The organism is Flavobacterium sp. LC2016-13, from assembly GCF_009707955.1.
Taxonomy (GTDB): domain Bacteria; phylum Bacteroidota; class Bacteroidia; order Flavobacteriales; family Flavobacteriaceae; genus Flavobacterium.
On sequence record NZ_WMDQ01000008.1, the window covers coordinates 204,972 to 222,934 of the forward strand.

Below are 17,963 nucleotides of genomic sequence, written 5' to 3' on the forward strand. Positions count from 1 at the left end.
GCCTGAGGTTTCAACCTCAGGGACACAGCGATGAGCATTTCTGTTCTTTACAACACTCTCCGACTGTTGAAACCGCCGGCTATGTTTATATAACATTCTTTTACATTTGCTTTTCAAACATTGCCTGAGGTTTCAACCTCAGGGACACAGCGATGAGCATTTCTATTCTTTATAACACTCTCCGACGGTTGAAACCGTCGGCTATATTTATATAACATTCCTTTTAAATCTGCTTTTCAAACATTGCCTGAGGTTTTAACCTCAGGGACACAGCGATGAGCATTTCTATTCTTAACAACACTCTCCCGACGGTTGAAACCGTCGGCTATGTTTATATGACATTCTTTTACATTTGCTTTTCAAACATTGTCTGAGGTTTCAACCTCAGGGACGGACACCTTATTAAGCTATTTTGTTTTTCAATTTCAAGGAAAAATCAATTTTATACTTGCCATTAAAATTACAACTCCTAAAACCATTTTTAATGTTCTGTTCGAGAATTTACCACTTCCGTAAAAGCCACCTAAAATGCCTCCAACAACTGCAATGGGTACTAAATAAAAACTTTCTGTTGGAATCGTTTTTCCTCCCAAAAAAAAGCCTAACATTCCGGCAAACGAATTCACAAATATGAATAAACTCGAAACTGCCGCCGATTCTTTTACTGATGCCCATCCCAAAAACAATAAAATCGGACTCAATATAATTCCACCGCCAATGCCCAACATTCCTGATAATAATCCAATTGCAAAACCAATTGCTAATGCAAAAGGCAGTTTTATTTCTACTGCTTCTTTTTCTTTAAAATTAAATATTCCAAACAATCTAAGTGCTGCAAAAACTAATACAATTCCTAAAATGATTTTATAAATCGTATTGTCTAAAGTCACAAAACCACCAATAAATGCGGCAGGAACTGATGCGATTGCAAACGGATAAAATAACTTCGGTTTGAAATAATTCATTCTGTAATAAAAGAAAAACGAAATACTCGAAACAAATAGATTCAACAATAACGCCGAAGGTTTCATAATCGCCACCGGAAAAGCAAAAATGGTCATCAAAGCCAAATATCCTGACGCACCGCCATGACCAACACTTGAGTACAAAAAAGCGATCACAATTAAGGCGAAGCTGAATAGGAGAATATTTTCGGAACTCAATAAATTCATAGTTTTTGTTTCTAGTTTTTTTGTTTCAGGTTTAAGGTTTTATGCTGTATGTTTTAATTTATACACTGCATTCGCCAATCTATATCAAAATCTATTTTCTTTACTCTTTAATCTTTTTTCTAAAAATCTAAAATTCTAATCAATCGGCAATAAACTTACAAGCTGATCTTTTTGATATTCTTGTACATCTTGCGGAACAATTAATAAACAGTTTGCAATGGCAAATGTATTAAGCATTGCAGAACTTTGGCCGTCTAAAACGGTAACATGCGTTTCATCATACAACGCTTTTAAAAACAATGTTTTTCCAGTGTTATTGGTAACCTCTTTATTTAATTTTCTAATTAATTTTGGAAGATGCGTTTCAGAAAAACCCATTCTGTTTTTAATCGCCGGATATACATAAATATAAAAATTAGTTAATGATGATGCCGGATTTCCAGGCAAAGCAAATATTAATGTTTCATTTTTAGATCCAAAAAACATTGGTTTTCCAGGTCTTTGATTGACTTTATAAAAATGTTCTGAAACTCCATTTTTCAACAAAGCTTCTTTTACAAAATCATAATCTCCAACTGAAATTCCACCGGAAATTAAAACAATATCATATTTTGGCAAGATACCTTTTAATGCCTTTTTAGTTGCTTTAAGATTATCTTTTACTTTATAAACTTTAGTTTTACTTACTCCAATTGTTTGAAGTGCGGCTTGAAGCATTATCGAATTACTTTCGTAAATTTTTCCTTTTTTTAGCTTTTCTCCAGGTTTTACCAATTCATTTCCGGTAACTAAAATCGCCACTTTAGGCTTTTTATAAACCTCAATTTCAGTGATTCCTAAACAGGCTAAAAATCCAATTGCTGCTGGTGTAATCAGGGTATTAGCCTCAAAAACAACTTCGTCTTTAGTTATTTGTTCTCCTTTGGCACGAACATTTAAAGATTTCTCAGGCATTGTGGCTATTAAAATCGAATTTTTGTTCGACATTACATGCTCCTGCATAACTACTGTATCAGCATCATCGGGAACAAAAGCGCCTGTAAATACTCGAATTGCCTCATTTGGTTTCAATTTAATATTTGAATGATCTCCAGCCTGTGAAGTTCCAATAATATCATATTGATGTCTTATACTGTGAGTAAAAGCATAACCATCCATAGCTGACTGGCGGAAAGGCGGCATGTTGATTGGCGAATAAACGGTTTCTGCCAAAATATAACCTAATGCCTTTTGCACAGCAATTTTCTGAATTGGCATTCTTGTGCAATTCTCTGCAATAATAGATAAGGCTTGTTCGACTTGGATCATGGTTGCTATTTTATATAAAAGCAAAATACTTATTACAAATATAAGTATTTATACTTAGTTTAAATCATTAATAATCTAAAATTTAAAAAGAATATAAATTTAGGCTTAATTCTTTTAATTCTTTCAGAAAAACTGATCAAATAGCTTTATTGTTGATTTAGAATAAAATTGACTTTATTTCTTTTTGAAATTTCCTGTTGGGAGATAGTACAACCAGGCAAAACCAATAAAAAATAAAATAGCAGAAGCTATAAATGCTGGTAACAATATTTCTTTATTATTATCTAAAGCATTATTTAAGGAAGCGTATAACAGCCAAATTTGAATACTAACATTTAGAATTAAAATAAAAATTAGTGTCGAAAGTATGTTGTTCAGCTTATTGGGATTAACTCGATTCTGACTTCTTCTAAAGGTACTCATAGCAATTTATTTTAGGGATATCTAACTTTCTTTATGCTCTATATATGCTTTTACATAAATAGCGTTTTCTTTAAAAAACACTTCTAATTGAGGTAAAGCTCTTGGTGGCGGACCAGCGATCACGTCTCCGGTCATCGCATCAAACGAACCTTCGTGACAAGGACAATGAATAATTCCGGTTCCGGGTTTATAGAAAACAGAACATGATAAGTGTGTGCACTTTTGTTCGTAAGCCCTAAAATCCCCACTTTCCAGATGTATTAAAATATAAGGAATTGTACTGCCTTCAATTACAAAACCTCTTGTTCCTCCAACGGGAATTTCTTCTTTATTGCAAATAAAATGTTCACCCTGAAGGCCTTCTTTTGGCAATAGATAAGCTTTGGCAGCCACGAGTCCGCTTCCTATCATTAATCCTCCTGAAACAAAAGTTAGGAATTTAGCAAAATCGCGTCGGCTTACCTGAGTTGATTCTTGTTTTTGAATTGGGAAATCTTTTTTCCAGTTTTGATTTAAATTATCTTCTTTTGACATGGATCCGGATTTAATATATTCTTAATTCATTACTGCCTTTTGGCATCATAATATTCACTTTTGTATTGACTGTTTCTTTTCCGAAAATGAAAGTATTTACCGGAGAACTATTAGGTCTCATTTCTTCAATTTCTGCTCTTGTTCCATAAAATAATGCTCCACTTGGGCAAACTGTCGCACACATTGGTTTTTTTCCAACGCTTGTTCTGTCATAACACATGGTACATTTCATCATCAGATCGTATTCTTCCATTTTTTTAGGAACTCCAAACGGACAAGCCATAACACAATTGGAACAACCAATGCATCTTTCAGTATTTGCGGTGTGTACAACGCCAAATTCGTCTTGCGAAATGGCATCTGCCGGGCAAACATTGGCACATACAGGATCTTCGCAATGCATACAAACTTGAACGGTTGTCTGAATTGTCGAAGAACGCTCGACATAATTCACACTAATCAAAGATTCCTGTCCGTTTGTTTCGCATTCAGCACATGCCATTTCACAAGCTTTACAGCCAATACAGCGTTGCAGATCTACAAAAAACTCTTCATTTCTATTAAAATTAGTCAAATTCATAATATCAGTTTTGTTAGATTAAACACTTGCATAAGCTTCTGATTCATTTGCCGATGGCGCTATTATGCCTAAGGGATCTAATAAACAAGCACAAACTTTAAATTCGGGTATTTTAGAAATTGGATCTAAAGTTCCCGGAGTTAATTGATTTGCAGATTTTGCTCCCGGCCAATGATAGGGTATAAAAACAGTATCTTTTCTGATTGTTTCTACAATATTTGCCGGAAATATTCCTTCGCCTCTTCGGGTTGCAACACGAATTAATTCGCGCTGTTTAATTCCGTATTTTGCAGCCATTTCAGGATGAATTTCAACCATTGGCTCCGGAAACTGATCTACTAGTTTTCCGATTCTTCGGGTTTGTGTTCCGCTTAAATATTGAGAAACGACACGACCGGTTGTCAATGTTATTGGATATTCTTCATCTGTAACTTCACCGGGCAATTTATATGGAGCCGGATTAAAATGCGCTTTTCCATCCGGAGTTTTAAATTTTTTATCTTCCCATAATCTCGGAGTTCCCGGATGATCGTCTGTTGGACATGGCCAAAAAACGCCCATATTATCTTCTACTTTTTTATAGGAAATTCCAAAATAATCTGCTGTTCCTCCTTTTGAAGCAACTCGAAGTTCATTAAAAATGGCTTCACTATTTTCATACGTAAATTTATCTTCTTCATCCAGCCTTTTGGCGATTTCTAATAGAATTGAAGTATCTGTTCTGGCTTCTCCCGGAGGCGTGACTGCTTGTCTGATTCTTATAACTCTTCCTTCTGCAGAAGTTGTTGTTCCTTCTTCTTCTTCCTGTAACGATCCGGCCAGAACAATATCTGCATGACGGGCTGTTTCGTTCAAAAAGAAATCGATACAAACATAAAATTCTAATTTTTCGAGTGCCGATCTTACATAATTATTATTTGGAAGTGAAACCAGCGGATTGAAACAAATGGAAATCAATCCTCTGATCTCTCCGCTATGAATGGCTTCTATAATTTCATACGCTGTTAATCCTTTTCCGGGCATATCTTTTTCATCAATTCCCCAAACTTCTGAAATGTATTTACGATGTTCCGGATTCTCTATATCCCGATTTCCAGGCAATTGATCACACTTATGACCGTGTTCTCTTCCACCCTGACCATTTCCTTGTCCAGTAATTGTTCCGTAACCGCAATAAGGTTTTCCAATTTTTCCTGTTGCCAAAACTAAATTGATACAGCCTAACACATTATCAACACCTTTTGAGTGATGTTCTATTCCGCGAGCGTGAAGTAAAAAGCTTGTTTTGGCTTTTCCCCACAATTCGGCTGCAGCCTTGATTTTATCTTTATCAATACCTGTAATTTCTTCTGCCCATTCCAGGCTGTAATCTTTTACGGCATCAATTGTTTCCTGAAATCCTGATGTATAATTATCAATAAAATCATGATCTAACATATCGTGATCTACCAAATATTTTAACATTGCACCATATAGGGCAGAATCTGTTCCGGGTTTTACATCTAAGTGAATATCTGCTGTTCGGGCCAACGGAATCATTCTTGGATCTATTACAATTAATTTAGCTCCACGATCTCTGGCTTTCCAAATCCAATGGGTTAATGTTGGGAAAGTTTCACTAATATTGGCTCCCGCAACTATAATTACTTCAGCATATTCCAAATCTGAATAATTGTTTGAGGCACGGTCTAAACCAAACGCTTTTTTATTTCCGGCACCGGCACTTACCATACAAAGTCTTCCGTTGTAATCGAGATTTCTGGTTTTTAATGCAACACGCGCAAATTTTCCAACCAAATAACTTTTTTCATTGGTTAGTGAAACTCCTGATAACATCGAAAAAGCATGTTTGCCGTATTTTTCCTGAATTCTTTTTATTTCAGAAACTGTTTTATCCATCGCTTCATCCCATGTCGTTTTTTCAAAACCTTTTCCTTCTACTCTTTTTATGGGATGCAATAGACGATCTGGATGATTATTTTGAAGATATCTCTGAACACCTTTTGGACATAAACGCCCTTCATTAAAAGGAAATTCCATCCAGGGCTCAAAACCTACTACTTTATTATCTTTTACTGATAATTGAATACCACATTGCATTCCGCAAAAACAACAATGTGTTTTTACCAATTTATCCGGTTCATCTCTACCTTCGTAACCATCTTTTGGCGCATAATTTAAATGTGGGCCAAAAGCTTCAATAATTTTTTCGGTTGATACGGGTAATTTTGCCATGTCTTTTTGTTTTATTTTGTTTCAGGTTTCTAGTTTCAGGTTAATATAGCTTGTCTATAAACTAAAATTTACACAACGTGTAAACCTGAAACTTGAAACAAAAGAAACCTGAAACTTTATTTTTTATCCAAATAAATTTCCGCCTTCTAATCTTGCTTTTAAATGTGCCTGAGCAAGGCGGGATCTTTTTCCTTCGGGACTTAAATCTAAGTGTGAGGTTCCGTCTTCATGTGTAAAATCAAAACCTAATTGTTTGGTTACAATTTTTAAATCTTCAATATGTAGTTTTGTTGCAAATGCTTCTCCGGTATGTGGACAAACTGCCATTCCTTTTTTGATTCCTTCTTTCTTATAAATATGGGCTCCGATTTGTGCAGGACGCTGAATAATGTGAAAGAATTTTCCAAACGGAATCCATATTAAAAACATAATTACTGTTACGGCGTGTATTACGGCTAGAAAATCATATGCAAATCCTTTCATGAATTGATACGAATAGGTTAAGCATAAACCAGTAACTGAAATTGCAATTAATAAAATAAGCGGTAACAAATCTCCTTCAAAAGACTGTGTTGCAATTAATCCGGGATTTGTTAATCTTCTTCTCAGATAATAAACGGATCCAATTATCACTAACCATGAAGACCAGTTTAAAGCATGAAAAATTAAAAATGCCAAAACGGATCCTATTTGGAAATCCATCATTTTGAATCCAAAAAAATGAGCTTCGTAAATAGAAATGGAATTGGGCGCAAGTGTAAAATGAATCCAGCCGAAGGTAAGCGGAATTGTAATGGCAAAAGCTGAAATACATCCTAAAGCAATACAAAAATGGGCAAACCAACGGTATTTGCTTCTTGGATAAATGAACTTTTGAACAACAATATTCTCAACGGATTCTTTACCTAAAAACCATAAATGTTCAGCTATTTTTCCAGTAAATAAAAACTGTAAGCTTCGTTTAAAATACATCCATGTTGGTGGGCGTTGCAACCAAACTGTATAACGATATACAATTCCAAAAAAGGCGAATATTGTTCCGAACAGATACGTAATTAATGCTGCATCGAAATTTTGTAATTCTCTCGACCCATAAAATACAAATAGTATAGTAATTGCTGAGATGAAAGTTGCAACAAGTAAGGCTTTGGTATTAAAGGTTTTATTTTTCATCGTTAATTAGATTTAATGATTACTTTTTTAACTCGGTTTCTCACAACCTTTACGATTATAGAACCACCAATTTATACCTGTAGCTAATATAGTGAAAAAAGAAACACCTATAAAGAATTGATTTACAGTACCATTAGCTGAAATATTATTTCCAATTAATTTAGAAAAGATAAATGGCCCAAATGCTGCAATCGCCGCCGTCCAACCGATAACTCCAGCTGCCTGACGTTGATTTTCTGCAAAAATGATTGGATATTGTCTAAAAGTTCCTGCGTTTCCTATTCCGGTAAAAAAGAACATTCCTAAAATTACTGCGACAAAAAGAGGAAATTGATTCATACTTGTTGGGGCAACTAATCCTTCGGTGACTAAAATAACAGATCCTGCTAAAATTCCTAAACCTGTAATGGTTGTTAGTATTGCACCTCCTACTTTATCTGCAATAAAACCAAAAGCTATACGGCTCGCTGATCCTATTAACGGGCCATAAAATGCATAAACTAAAGGATCCGGAGCATTTGGAAAATCTCCATATAAGAATTTAATCATTAACGGAAAAGCTGCAGAAAGGCCTGCAAAAGTTCCAAAAGTCATTACGTAAGTAATAGTACAATACCATGTATGTTTGTTCGAAAAAATATCCAGCTGCTCTTTTACAGAGGCTTTCATCGGTATACTTCTTAAGTAAAACCAACTTATAAATGATAACAACAATAAGAAAGGAACATACCAAAAGGCAGCTGATTGTAAATATATCTCTTTGTTTTTTACTGCTGTATTATCTGGATTAATATCATTTATTATTTTCTCCGCCAGTTTTGGATTTGCATTGGCTATGGATTTTGCTTTTGCCTTTACTGGTAAAGATGTAAAAAGAGCAACTTTATCATCAGACTTAATTGATGTGCTAACTGAATCAATTATACTTTTTTTTACGTTTGCTAATATTTTGGTTTGAACCTCAGCATCAAGTGCGGCAAAAACTTCTTTTTGTTTTTCTATAGTTGAGTTCTGAAAAACATTTATTGCTTCTTTAGGATCAATACTTGTAAATACAGTTGCAGCACCATAAATTCCAACACTAATAATAAGTGGCGTAACAAACTGTGCTACCGAAACACCAAAATTTCCAATTCCCGCCTGAATTCCAAGTGCTGTACCTTTAAGTCTTTTAGGAAAAAACAAGCTTGTACTTGGCATATAAGAAGAGAAATCTCCACCTCCAAAACCAGTTGTAAATGCCAAAACAGCAAATACCCAAAATGGTGTGTTTATATTCATTACTGCAAAACCAATTCCTATTACGGGAATTAATTTAATTGCTGTTGCAAATGATACTACATGTCTTGTTCCAAATATTGGTAAAATAAAGGTATGAATGATTCTTAAAAAACCCGCAGCCAACCCGGGAATTGCTGTTAACCAAAACAATTGATCTTTTGAAAAATTAAATCCCAATCCGGGTAATTTAACAGCAATAACACTCATCATAAACCAAGAGGCAAATGATAATATAAGGGTAAGTGTTGTTATTGTTAAAGTTCTCCAGGCTGTTTTGCTTCCGTTAGAGTTCCAAAACGTATCATCTTCAGGCTCCCATTTGTCTAACCATGTTTTCATATATTCTTGTTTAATTTTTAATGATTGTGTTCTATTTCTCTGGTGAAATTTGGTGATTTTGTTCTCATTACATTGATGATTGTTCGATGCATCCACAATAAACAAAGAACCGATACGATGAAAATAAAAATCCATGAACTCGTCCAGAGTCCGGTGTAATTAAGAAGATAACCAAAGATAATTGGTCCAATAAAACCGCCTAGACCACCTATTAATCCTACCATTCCTCCAACAACACCAACTTCGTTAGGAAAGTATTCCGGAATATGTTTGTAAACGGCAGCTTTTCCTATTCCCCATGAAATTCCTATCAGAATCACTAAAATGAGATAAACCCAAAGATTGGCGCTAAACTTAATTTGTGTTACGCCCTGAGCTAATAATTCTTTCTTTTTAACTTCCTGATTCTGTTTTACAACAATTTCCTGCCATGAATTTTTTATCGGAAAAATGGCTGTATCATCATTATTTGAAATTTGCTTTTCATTGATTTTATGTATTTTCCCGTTTATGATAATTTCATTAGCAGAAATCTCTGTAACTATACCATTTGTAGAAGCCAAAACTCCGGGACCGGCTGTAAATATTTCCATTTTTGGAAACATCAACAGAAAACTAATTACAATTGATGAGCCTAAAACCCAATACATTACTTTTCGAGCACCAAACTTATCTGACAAATAACCTCCAAAAGCTCTGATGATTCCGGAAGGCAAACTAAACATTGTAGCAAACATTCCTCCCATTACGAGTGTTGTATGGTATACATTCATAAAATTGGGAAGAAGCCATTGTGAGTACGCCACAAAAAATCCAAAAACTAAAAAATAATAAGCTCCAAAACGCCAAACCCGAATATTTTTAAGCGGAGACATCAATTGCTTCATTGTTTTTGAAACTCCCTGATTCGTTTTATTTTTAGCAAAAACAATAAACAGTATTCCAATAATGACCAATGTCACTGCATAAATAACAGGCAACATTTTCCATCCGTTTACAGGATCTTTTTCTGATAAATGATTTAATAAAGTTGGAACAATAAAAGTTGTAATGGCTGCACCGGCATTTCCCATTCCGAAAATACCTAACGCCCTTCCCTGCCATTCTTTTGGGTACCAAATCGAGGTATAACCAATCCCTACTGCAAAACTTGTTCCTACTAATCCGAAGAAAAAACTTAATACAGCAAAACTCCAGAATGATCCGGCAAAAGGAAGCAGAAACAATGGAACGGAACAAAGTAATAATAAAATTGAAAATACAATTTTACCGCCATATTTGTCTGTCAAAATACCAATGGGAAGTCGAAATACTGAACCTGATAAAATAGGGATTCCTAATAACCAGCCTGTTTCAACCACTGTCCAGTTAAATATTCCTTTGTCTACGAGATAAGTAACCAGAACACCATTTAGTGTCCAACATGCAAAACATATCGTAAACGCTAATGTATTTAGAAACAAAATTCTGTGAGATTGAGATAGACTACTCATAAAAGACTATTTATATGTATTTGAAACAAATCGCGATTTAATAAAATTTGATTTTTCTAATTTTAAGCGCAAAATTAAATAGATAAATTCTTACATAAAATGACATTTGTCATATAGCAAGAGCTTGCCTGTTTGTTTAATATTTAGAAGAGAAAAACATTTATTAAAATAATGTGTAGTAGGCAGATAAATCCAGTGTAGTAAAATATAAAATATTCAGTGCCAGTATTTTTGCATAAATTTAGTAATAAAATTCTATACAAATAAGATTTAATTTCATTTTATAAAGTTAAAGAACTCATTTACTTATAATTACAATTTATTATGAATGCAAAATTCTCTTTTTGATAATGTTTCTGTAGAAGTTGTTAATCTGGCATTTACGCATAAAAAATTATCGTCTTTGGATAAATTGACTTTTAAATGACGTTTTTAGACATGAAGCAGAATATAGGAAGTAATTAAAAATGAATAAATTAAGTATAAAATACTACATTTTTATGATATTGAAATAGTTTTTTTAACATTTATAAAAACTCAAAAATAACATACTAAATTATTAATAATCAATTATTTAACAACAAAAAACACTTTATATTCCAGGCCATAAATTGTCCTGTTTAAAAAAAAACATATTTTTTTTTGGTTTTTATTATATTAAAATTAACTTTGTCTATAGGATTAGTAGAGTTTAAAATAATATTTCAAACCATAAAGAACTAAATTTTGAAAACAACAGAAAGCATATCGTATTACATCTTTCCTAAAAATTACACAAATAGCAATTTTTGTTATATGTGTTTCTGTTGTTGTTAAATCTCTCGACCATATATCGTTTATGTTGATTTCCTTTAAGTCAAATCTAAAAACGAATCTTTTTAAAATTCACCAAAGCATAGCTTTAAAATATTCCAAAAATCTATTTGATACATTAGTTTGTATTAAAATGATTCTTGAAACCACACCTATAAATCCAAAAGAAAATAACTAATAACTAAAAAAACTAAAATGAAAAATATGCAAACCTGTTGCTGTAAATAAAAAAAGCCATTTCTGCGGCAACAGAAATGGCGAGGCTTAAAGAACATTTATCACTAAATCAAGGAAACAATCAGAGCGTTGAAAATTCAACACTCAGGGTGCCTTGTTAATTACTTAAACCAGTACAAAGAAATGAAAAAAAATTTAAAAACATATTCATTACTATTTCTCCTGCTCCTGACGGCGGGGATTAATGCACAAAATACGACACCACTTATACAGTCGAAACTTGACGGAACTGTTGTTGATGACATTACTAATCAACCAATTATAGGTGCTTCTATAAATATTAAAGGAACAACACACGGCGTTGTAACCGATGCAGAAGGAAAATTTTATTTTCAAACCGGGCAAAAATTACCTTACACTTTAATCGTAACTTATATTGGATATAAGAAACTAGAAATAATCGTAGACAAAAATCCGGTTACGATTAGCTTAAAAGAAGAAAGACAAGAACTTGACGAATTAGTTGTTGTTGGATACGGAACTCAAAAAAGAAAAGATATTACGGGTTCTGTAGCTTCTGTACCAAAAGCAAATTTATCTCAGGTAACCTCATCGGCAGATAACTTACTTAGAGGCGCTGTTGCCGGGGTTGTAGTTACACAAAGTTCAGGTCGTCCTGGCGCATCTTCAAGTGTACGTATTCGTGGAGGAAACTCTATTACAGCGGGAAATGAACCTTTGTATGTTGTTGATGGAATCTTAATTTATAATGACAATAATAATGGCTCTGCGGGAGTTTCTTTTGCAGGAGCAAGCATCAACGTATTGTCTACTATAAATCCTGCTGATATTGAATCTATCGAAGTTTTGAAAGATGCATCTGCAACTGCCATTTATGGTTCAAGAGGATCAAATGGTGTTGTAATTATCACCACCAAAAAAGGTACAAAAGGTCAGGATAATATTTCATACCAGGGTTATTTTGGATTTCAGGATGTCTCTAAAAAACTTCATTTAATGAATGCCAGCCAATGGGCAAGTTTACGAAATGATGTTCAGGCAAGTATTGGTCAGGCGCCTTCTTTTACTGATGCGCAAATCGAAGCCTTTAAAACTTCTGGCGGATACGATTGGCAATCTGCAGCATTTAGATCTGCAGCTCCGGTACAAAATCATCAGTTGTCTTTTTCCGGAGGTGACGAAAGATCTCGCTATGCTATTTCTGCCGGATATTTTGATCAGGAAGGAACTGTTATCGGATCTGATTTTAAAAGAATCTCTCTTCGAATTAACTACGAGAAAAATTACTCTCAAAATTTTAAATTTGGTGTAAATGCCAATTATAGTAACTCAATCTCAAATGGCGTTGGAACTAACGGAAGTGGCGGAAGAACTCCAAACCCTTTGGTTAGTGCAGTTTTAACAGCACCGGTTGTTCCTATTAAAAATGCTGATGGAAGCTATAACGTAACTACAAATCCTTACGCAACTTCTGTAAATGGCTTTGTTCCGAATCCTATTAATGATTTGGAAAATACGATTAACGAAACTAAAATCAATAGAATTCTAACGAGTTTATTTGGTGAATATAAAATCACTAAAAAACTGACGGCGAAAATTGCCGTAAGTGGCGACGTTATTAATACAAAACAAAACTATTATGCGCCTGCAAATACAACAAACGGTGCAGGAACAAAAGGTTTGGCTTCTATTGGAGACCGATTGGTAAGTTCTGTTTTAAATGAAAACACTTTGAATTATAACACAACTTTCGGTGAAAACCATAAATTTTCAGCTTTAGGAGGTTATACTCTTCAATATACGCAAGGAGAAACGGTTACTGCAGGTGCAAACACTTTTGTAAACGATGCAAATACTTATAACTCAATTCAGGATGGTGTTGCGGTAAAACCATATAGTGATGCTTTCGAAAGTGTTTTAAAATCATGGCTTGCCAGAGTAAATTATTCTTATAAAGGAAAATATAACTTTACACTTTCCGCTCGTGCAGATGGTTCTTCAAGATTTGGTTCTGAGTCACTTTGGGGTTATTTCCCTTCTGCAGGTTTCTCCTGGAATATTACTGATGAAGAATTTGCAAACAATATTAAAGGCGTAACCGAAGCTAAACTTAGACTTACAGCGGGAACTACAGGAAACCAGGAAATTGGAAATTATCTTTCATTGGCTTCAATGGGTTCTGTAAATTATTCTTTTGGAGGTACATTATATACCGGATTGGCTCCTACCCGATTGGCAAATCCTGATTTAAAATGGGAAAAAACAACGCAATATAATGTTGGTTTGGATTTGTCATTATTAGACAGAAAAGTAAATTTTGTTTTTGATGTTTATTACAAAAAAACAAACGATTTATTAATCAGCGTTCCTGTTCCGTTAACTTCTGGATATGCTAGTGTACTTCAAAATATTGGAGGTGTTGAAAATAAAGGTATTGAAATTGGTTTAACTACTGAAAACCTAAAATCAGAACATTTTTCATGGAACTCAAACATTGTGTTTTCTGCTAACAGAAACAAAGTGGTTTCTATAGGGAACGGAGTTGATCAGTTTTTTCCTGTTGTACCAAACGGTTCATTATTGCAACAACAGCCTGTGACCGTAAAAGTTGGTCTGCCTTTGGGAACTTTCTGGGGATACAAAACAAACGGTATTTTCCAGACTCAGGAAGAAATTAATACACAACCAAAAATAAACAGTTTAGCCAACACAAAAATTGGAGACAGAAAATATGTTGATACTAACGGCGACGGTGCAATTACAGCTCTTGACAAAGGAAATTTAGGAACATCACAACCAAAGTTTGTTGCAAGTTTCAGCAACACGGTTTCATATCGTGATTTTGATTTGAATTTCTCTTTTCAGGGATCTTATGGAGCAAAAATATTCAATGCTTTAAACCAACAATTAGAAATTTCTACTCTTGGAACCAATGCTAATGTTACGTTAGAAGATCGTTGGACACCGGCAAACCCAAGCAACGAAGTTCCGAGAGCGTCAAGTTCTCCTTTAGGAATTGTTTCTGAGCGTTATGTAGAAGATGCTTCTTTCGTGAGATTAAAATTAATCACACTTGGTTACACATTACCAAAAAGCATTTCTAAAAAATTGGGAGCAGTTAGCGTGAAATTTTATGTCTCTGCCGAAAATCTGGTTACATGGACAAAATATACCGGATATGATCCGGAGGTAAGTTCATACGAACAAAACAACTTATATCCGGGAATTGATTTTGGTTCTTATCCAAACTCAAAAACATTCATCTCGGGACTGAACGTAACTTTCTAAGTAAAAAAAATATAAAATGAAAAAGATTATAATAGTATTCCTTTTTAGCGCCGGACTATTCGTATCGTGCGCAGATTTAGAGGTAACACCAACCTCTTTTGTAACCGAAGATAATTACTTCCAGACTCAGGATGACGCCGTTGCAAGTGTAACTGCAGTTTATGCTTCATTAAGCCTTGATCCGGGAGAACAGAGTTTATTTGGAAGAAACCTTTATTTCTTAACCGATATGGGTTCTGATTATGCTGCAGCAGGAGTTTCTGCAACAAATCCGCAGGTAAGAGCAATGAGCGCTTTAACGCATGACGCGACCAATGACCGTGTTCAGGTGGCGTGGAGACAAATTTATGCGGGAATTAACAGAGCCAATGTTTCTATCGATAATATTCCGAAAGTTTCAGGAAACGAAGTTGTTAAAACCCGATTAATTAATGAAGCTAAATTCATTAGAGGATTGCTTTATTTTCAGGCAGTTCGTCTTTGGGGCGGCGTTCCAATTGTTTTGCACGAACCAACTTCTATTCAGTTAGAAAGTTTAAAATCAAGAAGAGCAACTGTTGATGAAGTGTATACGCAGATTATTTCTGATTTAAATGATGCTGAAGCTTTACCTGCTACTTACACAGCTGCCGATGCCGGACGTGCAACATCCGGAGCTGCAAAAGCAATTTTAGCTAAAGTTTATTTGACAAGAAAAGATTGGCCTAATGCTATTTTAAAAGCCAGAGAAGTAATAAACGGTGGTTATGGATATGCTTTGTTCGAAAACTTTCAGGATATTTTCACCAAAACGAAGAAAAACGGAAAAGAACATATCTTCTCTGTTCAGTTTGAGCCAAATCAGGCAGGAAACGGATCTAGCGGAAGCACTTTTCAATCTACATCTTTTACCGGATTTACAGCTACAGAACCTGCCGATATTATCTCAGACGTGGCTTTGTTTTATGACATTTATGCTGCCGGAGACACAAGAAGAGATGTGAGTTATGCCAAACAATTGCTAAACCCAACAACGGGAACGCTTTATACATTTCCTAAACCAATTTTCAAAAAATATCTGGATTTAACGAATTTGGCAACACCAGGAAATGTCGCAATCAATTTCCCTCTTATTCGTTATGCCGACATTTTATTGTCTTTGGCAGAAGCTATAAATGAGCAAGGAGCGCCAACTGCAGAAGCTTATGAACTAATCAATCAGGTTAGAAGAAGAGCTTTTGGAAAACCAATTACAACTCCCGATGCCACTGTAGATTTAGTTGGATTAGACCAAATCTCATTTAGAGCGGCGATTCAGGAAGAACGCAAAAAAGAATTTGTTCAGGAAGGACAAAGATGGTTCGACTTGGTACGTTGGGGAACTTTGGTTACAGAAGTGAAAAAAGTAACCGCTAAAAATTCGGTTTCAGAAAAAAATAACCTTTATCCAATTCCTCAAAGCGAAAGAAACTTTGATCCGGTTGGATTGCCACAAAATCCTGGATATAATTAAAAGGCTCACATACAAATAAATAAAATGATTAAAAAAGTGTTCATTTTTGCCTTCTTGGTTGTTGCACAATTTCAGCTGTTTGCACAAAAAAAACAACCTAACATCATCATCTTTTTGGCTGATGATTTAGGTTTCTCAGATATTGGTGCTTTTGGCTCAGAAATTAAAACCCCAAACCTGAATAAGCTCGCTAAAAACGGGCTTATTCTAAACCAATTTTATAATGCAGGGCGTTGCTGTCCTTCCCGGGCTTCATTACTCACGGGTTTATATCCGCATCAGGCCGGTGTTGGTGACATGGTTCAGGACAAAGGATTTCCGGCTTATCAGGGATATCTAAACGAGCATTGTATCACAATTGGGCAAGCACTCAAACAGGCAGGATATAACACTATTGTTTCTGGAAAATGGCATGTTGGTTTAGTACCATCAGCATGGGCGGTTAATAGAGGTTTTGATGATTCTTTTACTTTACAAAACAATGGAAGCAGTTATTTTAACTCGCAACCTTTGTATAACGACGGAAGAAAAGTCACTTTTTTAAAAGGAGATAAAGAAATTATCCGCACAGATACTTCAACCTATCTGACCCAGGAAATTACCAATTTCGCGATTAATTCTTTAGAAAAACAGCGAAATCAGCAACAACCCTTTTTCCTTTATGTTGCTTATAATGCCCCGCATTGGCCCATTCAGGCATTGCCGGAAGATATTGCAAAATACAAGGGCAAGTATATGGAAGGCTGGGATAAATTGAGAGCAAGCCGTTTTAAAAAATTAAAAGAACAAGGAATCATTGATAAAAATTGGGACTTATCAAATCGCTTTGAAAAAGTTCCGGATTGGGAAAAACTAAGCGCCGAAGAAAAAGATAAATGGGATACACGAATGGCAATTTACGCTGCGATGATCGACCGAATGGATGTCGGAATTGGAGAAATCCTGCAGAAAGTCAAGTCTTTGGGAGAAGAAGATAATACAATTGTTCTATTTCTTTCGGATAATGGCGGAAGTGCCGATGATGTAAAAAACTGGAATTATGTCACGCAAAAAAATGGAACACCAGGTTCAGTTGCATCAATTGATAGTTACGAAAGTCCGTGGGGAAATGTGAGCAACACGCCTTTTCAATTATTCAAAAAGAACACCCACGAAGGCGGTATTGCTTCACCTTTTATTGCTTATTATCCAAAGCATATTAAGGCCGGAACACTAAGCAACAGAGTAAGTCATGTGATTGATATTTTTCCTACTTGTCTGGAGTATGCTGGTTTTCAATATCCCGATTCTTTTCAAGGAAAAAATCTCACGCCCTTAGAAGGTATTAGTTTAAAAAAGGAATTTGAAGGACAACAATCCAACCTACATGAAGCTTTATTTTGGGAACATGAAGGCAGCAAAGCAGTAAGAAAAGGCCAGTGGAAAGCAGTAGCCGAAAATAATCAGCCTTGGGAATTGTACAATCTTGCTACAGACAGGACAGAAACAAAAAACTTAGCCAAATCAGAACCAAAATTGCTCCAGACCCTGATTGAATTACATCAACAATGGTCCGTAAAAGTAGGTGTCGAAGATTGGAATAAAATAAAATAATACAGTTAAAAAATTGGCTACGCTTTAAGTAAATAAATATA

At 34.9% G+C, this 17,963-nt stretch carries 12 protein-coding genes; 3 read left to right on the forward strand and 9 right to left on the reverse strand.

Annotated features, from left to right (window positions below; translation table 11 throughout):
* Nucleotides 1–425: 425 nt before the first annotated feature.
* From GKZ86_RS17035 to GKZ86_RS17075, 9 genes are all read right to left on the reverse strand, one after another.
* Nucleotides 426–1,172 (reverse strand): sulfite exporter TauE/SafE family protein, encoded by a 747-nt coding sequence (locus GKZ86_RS17035; protein WP_154784270.1) that lies wholly within the window; start codon nt 1,170–1,172, stop codon nt 426–428.
* A 135-nt stretch (nt 1,173–1,307) separates the two neighbouring features.
* Nucleotides 1,308–2,480, reverse strand: a complete 1,173-nt coding sequence (glp, locus tag GKZ86_RS17040) for a gephyrin-like molybdotransferase Glp (protein WP_154784271.1) — start codon at nt 2,478–2,480, stop codon at nt 1,308–1,310.
* 174 nt (nt 2,481–2,654) lie between these two features.
* Nucleotides 2,655–2,903: a DUF6755 family protein gene (locus GKZ86_RS17045; protein ID WP_154784272.1), complete on the reverse strand. Its 249-nt coding sequence runs from the start codon at nt 2,901–2,903 to the stop codon at nt 2,655–2,657.
* A gap of 21 nt (nt 2,904–2,924) precedes the next feature.
* The gene (locus GKZ86_RS17050; protein WP_154784273.1) at nt 2,925–3,437 is read right to left on the reverse strand and encodes a ubiquinol-cytochrome c reductase iron-sulfur subunit; all 513 of its coding nucleotides are present in this window, start codon (nt 3,435–3,437) and stop codon (nt 2,925–2,927) included.
* Nucleotides 3,438–3,447: 10 nt separating this feature from the next.
* Complete coding sequence (locus GKZ86_RS17055) at nt 3,448–4,017, reverse strand: 4Fe-4S dicluster domain-containing protein (protein ID WP_154784274.1); 570 nt, start codon at nt 4,015–4,017, stop codon at nt 3,448–3,450.
* 18 nt (nt 4,018–4,035) lie between these two features.
* Nucleotides 4,036–6,252 carry a molybdopterin oxidoreductase family protein gene (locus GKZ86_RS17060; RefSeq protein WP_154784275.1) on the reverse strand — a complete coding sequence of 739 codons (2,217 nt, stop codon included), beginning with the start codon at nt 6,250–6,252 and terminating at the stop codon, nt 4,036–4,038.
* A gap of 123 nt (nt 6,253–6,375) precedes the next feature.
* Nucleotides 6,376–7,425: an MFS transporter gene (locus GKZ86_RS17065; RefSeq protein ID WP_154784276.1), complete on the reverse strand. Its 1,050-nt coding sequence runs from the start codon at nt 7,423–7,425 to the stop codon at nt 6,376–6,378.
* Nucleotides 7,426–7,452: 27 nt separating this feature from the next.
* A complete protein-coding gene (locus GKZ86_RS17070) occupies nt 7,453–9,045 on the reverse strand; it encodes a magnesium transporter MgtE N-terminal domain-containing protein (RefSeq protein WP_154784277.1) in 1,593 nt (530 codons plus the stop codon).
* A gap of 17 nt (nt 9,046–9,062) precedes the next feature.
* Nucleotides 9,063–10,538 carry a nitrate/nitrite transporter gene (locus tag GKZ86_RS17075; protein WP_154784278.1) on the reverse strand — a complete coding sequence of 492 codons (1,476 nt, stop codon included), beginning with the start codon at nt 10,536–10,538 and terminating at the stop codon, nt 9,063–9,065.
* Between the two features lie 1,173 nt (nt 10,539–11,711).
* Between GKZ86_RS17075 and GKZ86_RS17080 the strand changes: the two genes are divergently transcribed.
* The 3 genes from GKZ86_RS17080 to GKZ86_RS17090 are packed head-to-tail and all read left to right on the forward strand — an operon-like array spanning nt 11,712 to nt 17,922.
* Nucleotides 11,712–14,837, forward strand: a complete 3,126-nt coding sequence (locus GKZ86_RS17080; RefSeq protein WP_154784279.1) for a TonB-dependent receptor — start codon at nt 11,712–11,714, stop codon at nt 14,835–14,837.
* Nucleotides 14,838–14,853: 16 nt separating this feature from the next.
* A complete protein-coding gene (locus tag GKZ86_RS17085) occupies nt 14,854–16,329 on the forward strand; it encodes a RagB/SusD family nutrient uptake outer membrane protein (protein WP_154784280.1) in 1,476 nt (491 codons plus the stop codon).
* 24 nt (nt 16,330–16,353) lie between these two features.
* Nucleotides 16,354–17,922: an arylsulfatase gene (locus tag GKZ86_RS17090; protein WP_154784281.1), complete on the forward strand. Its 1,569-nt coding sequence runs from the start codon at nt 16,354–16,356 to the stop codon at nt 17,920–17,922.
* Nucleotides 17,923–17,963: the final 41 nt, after the last annotated feature.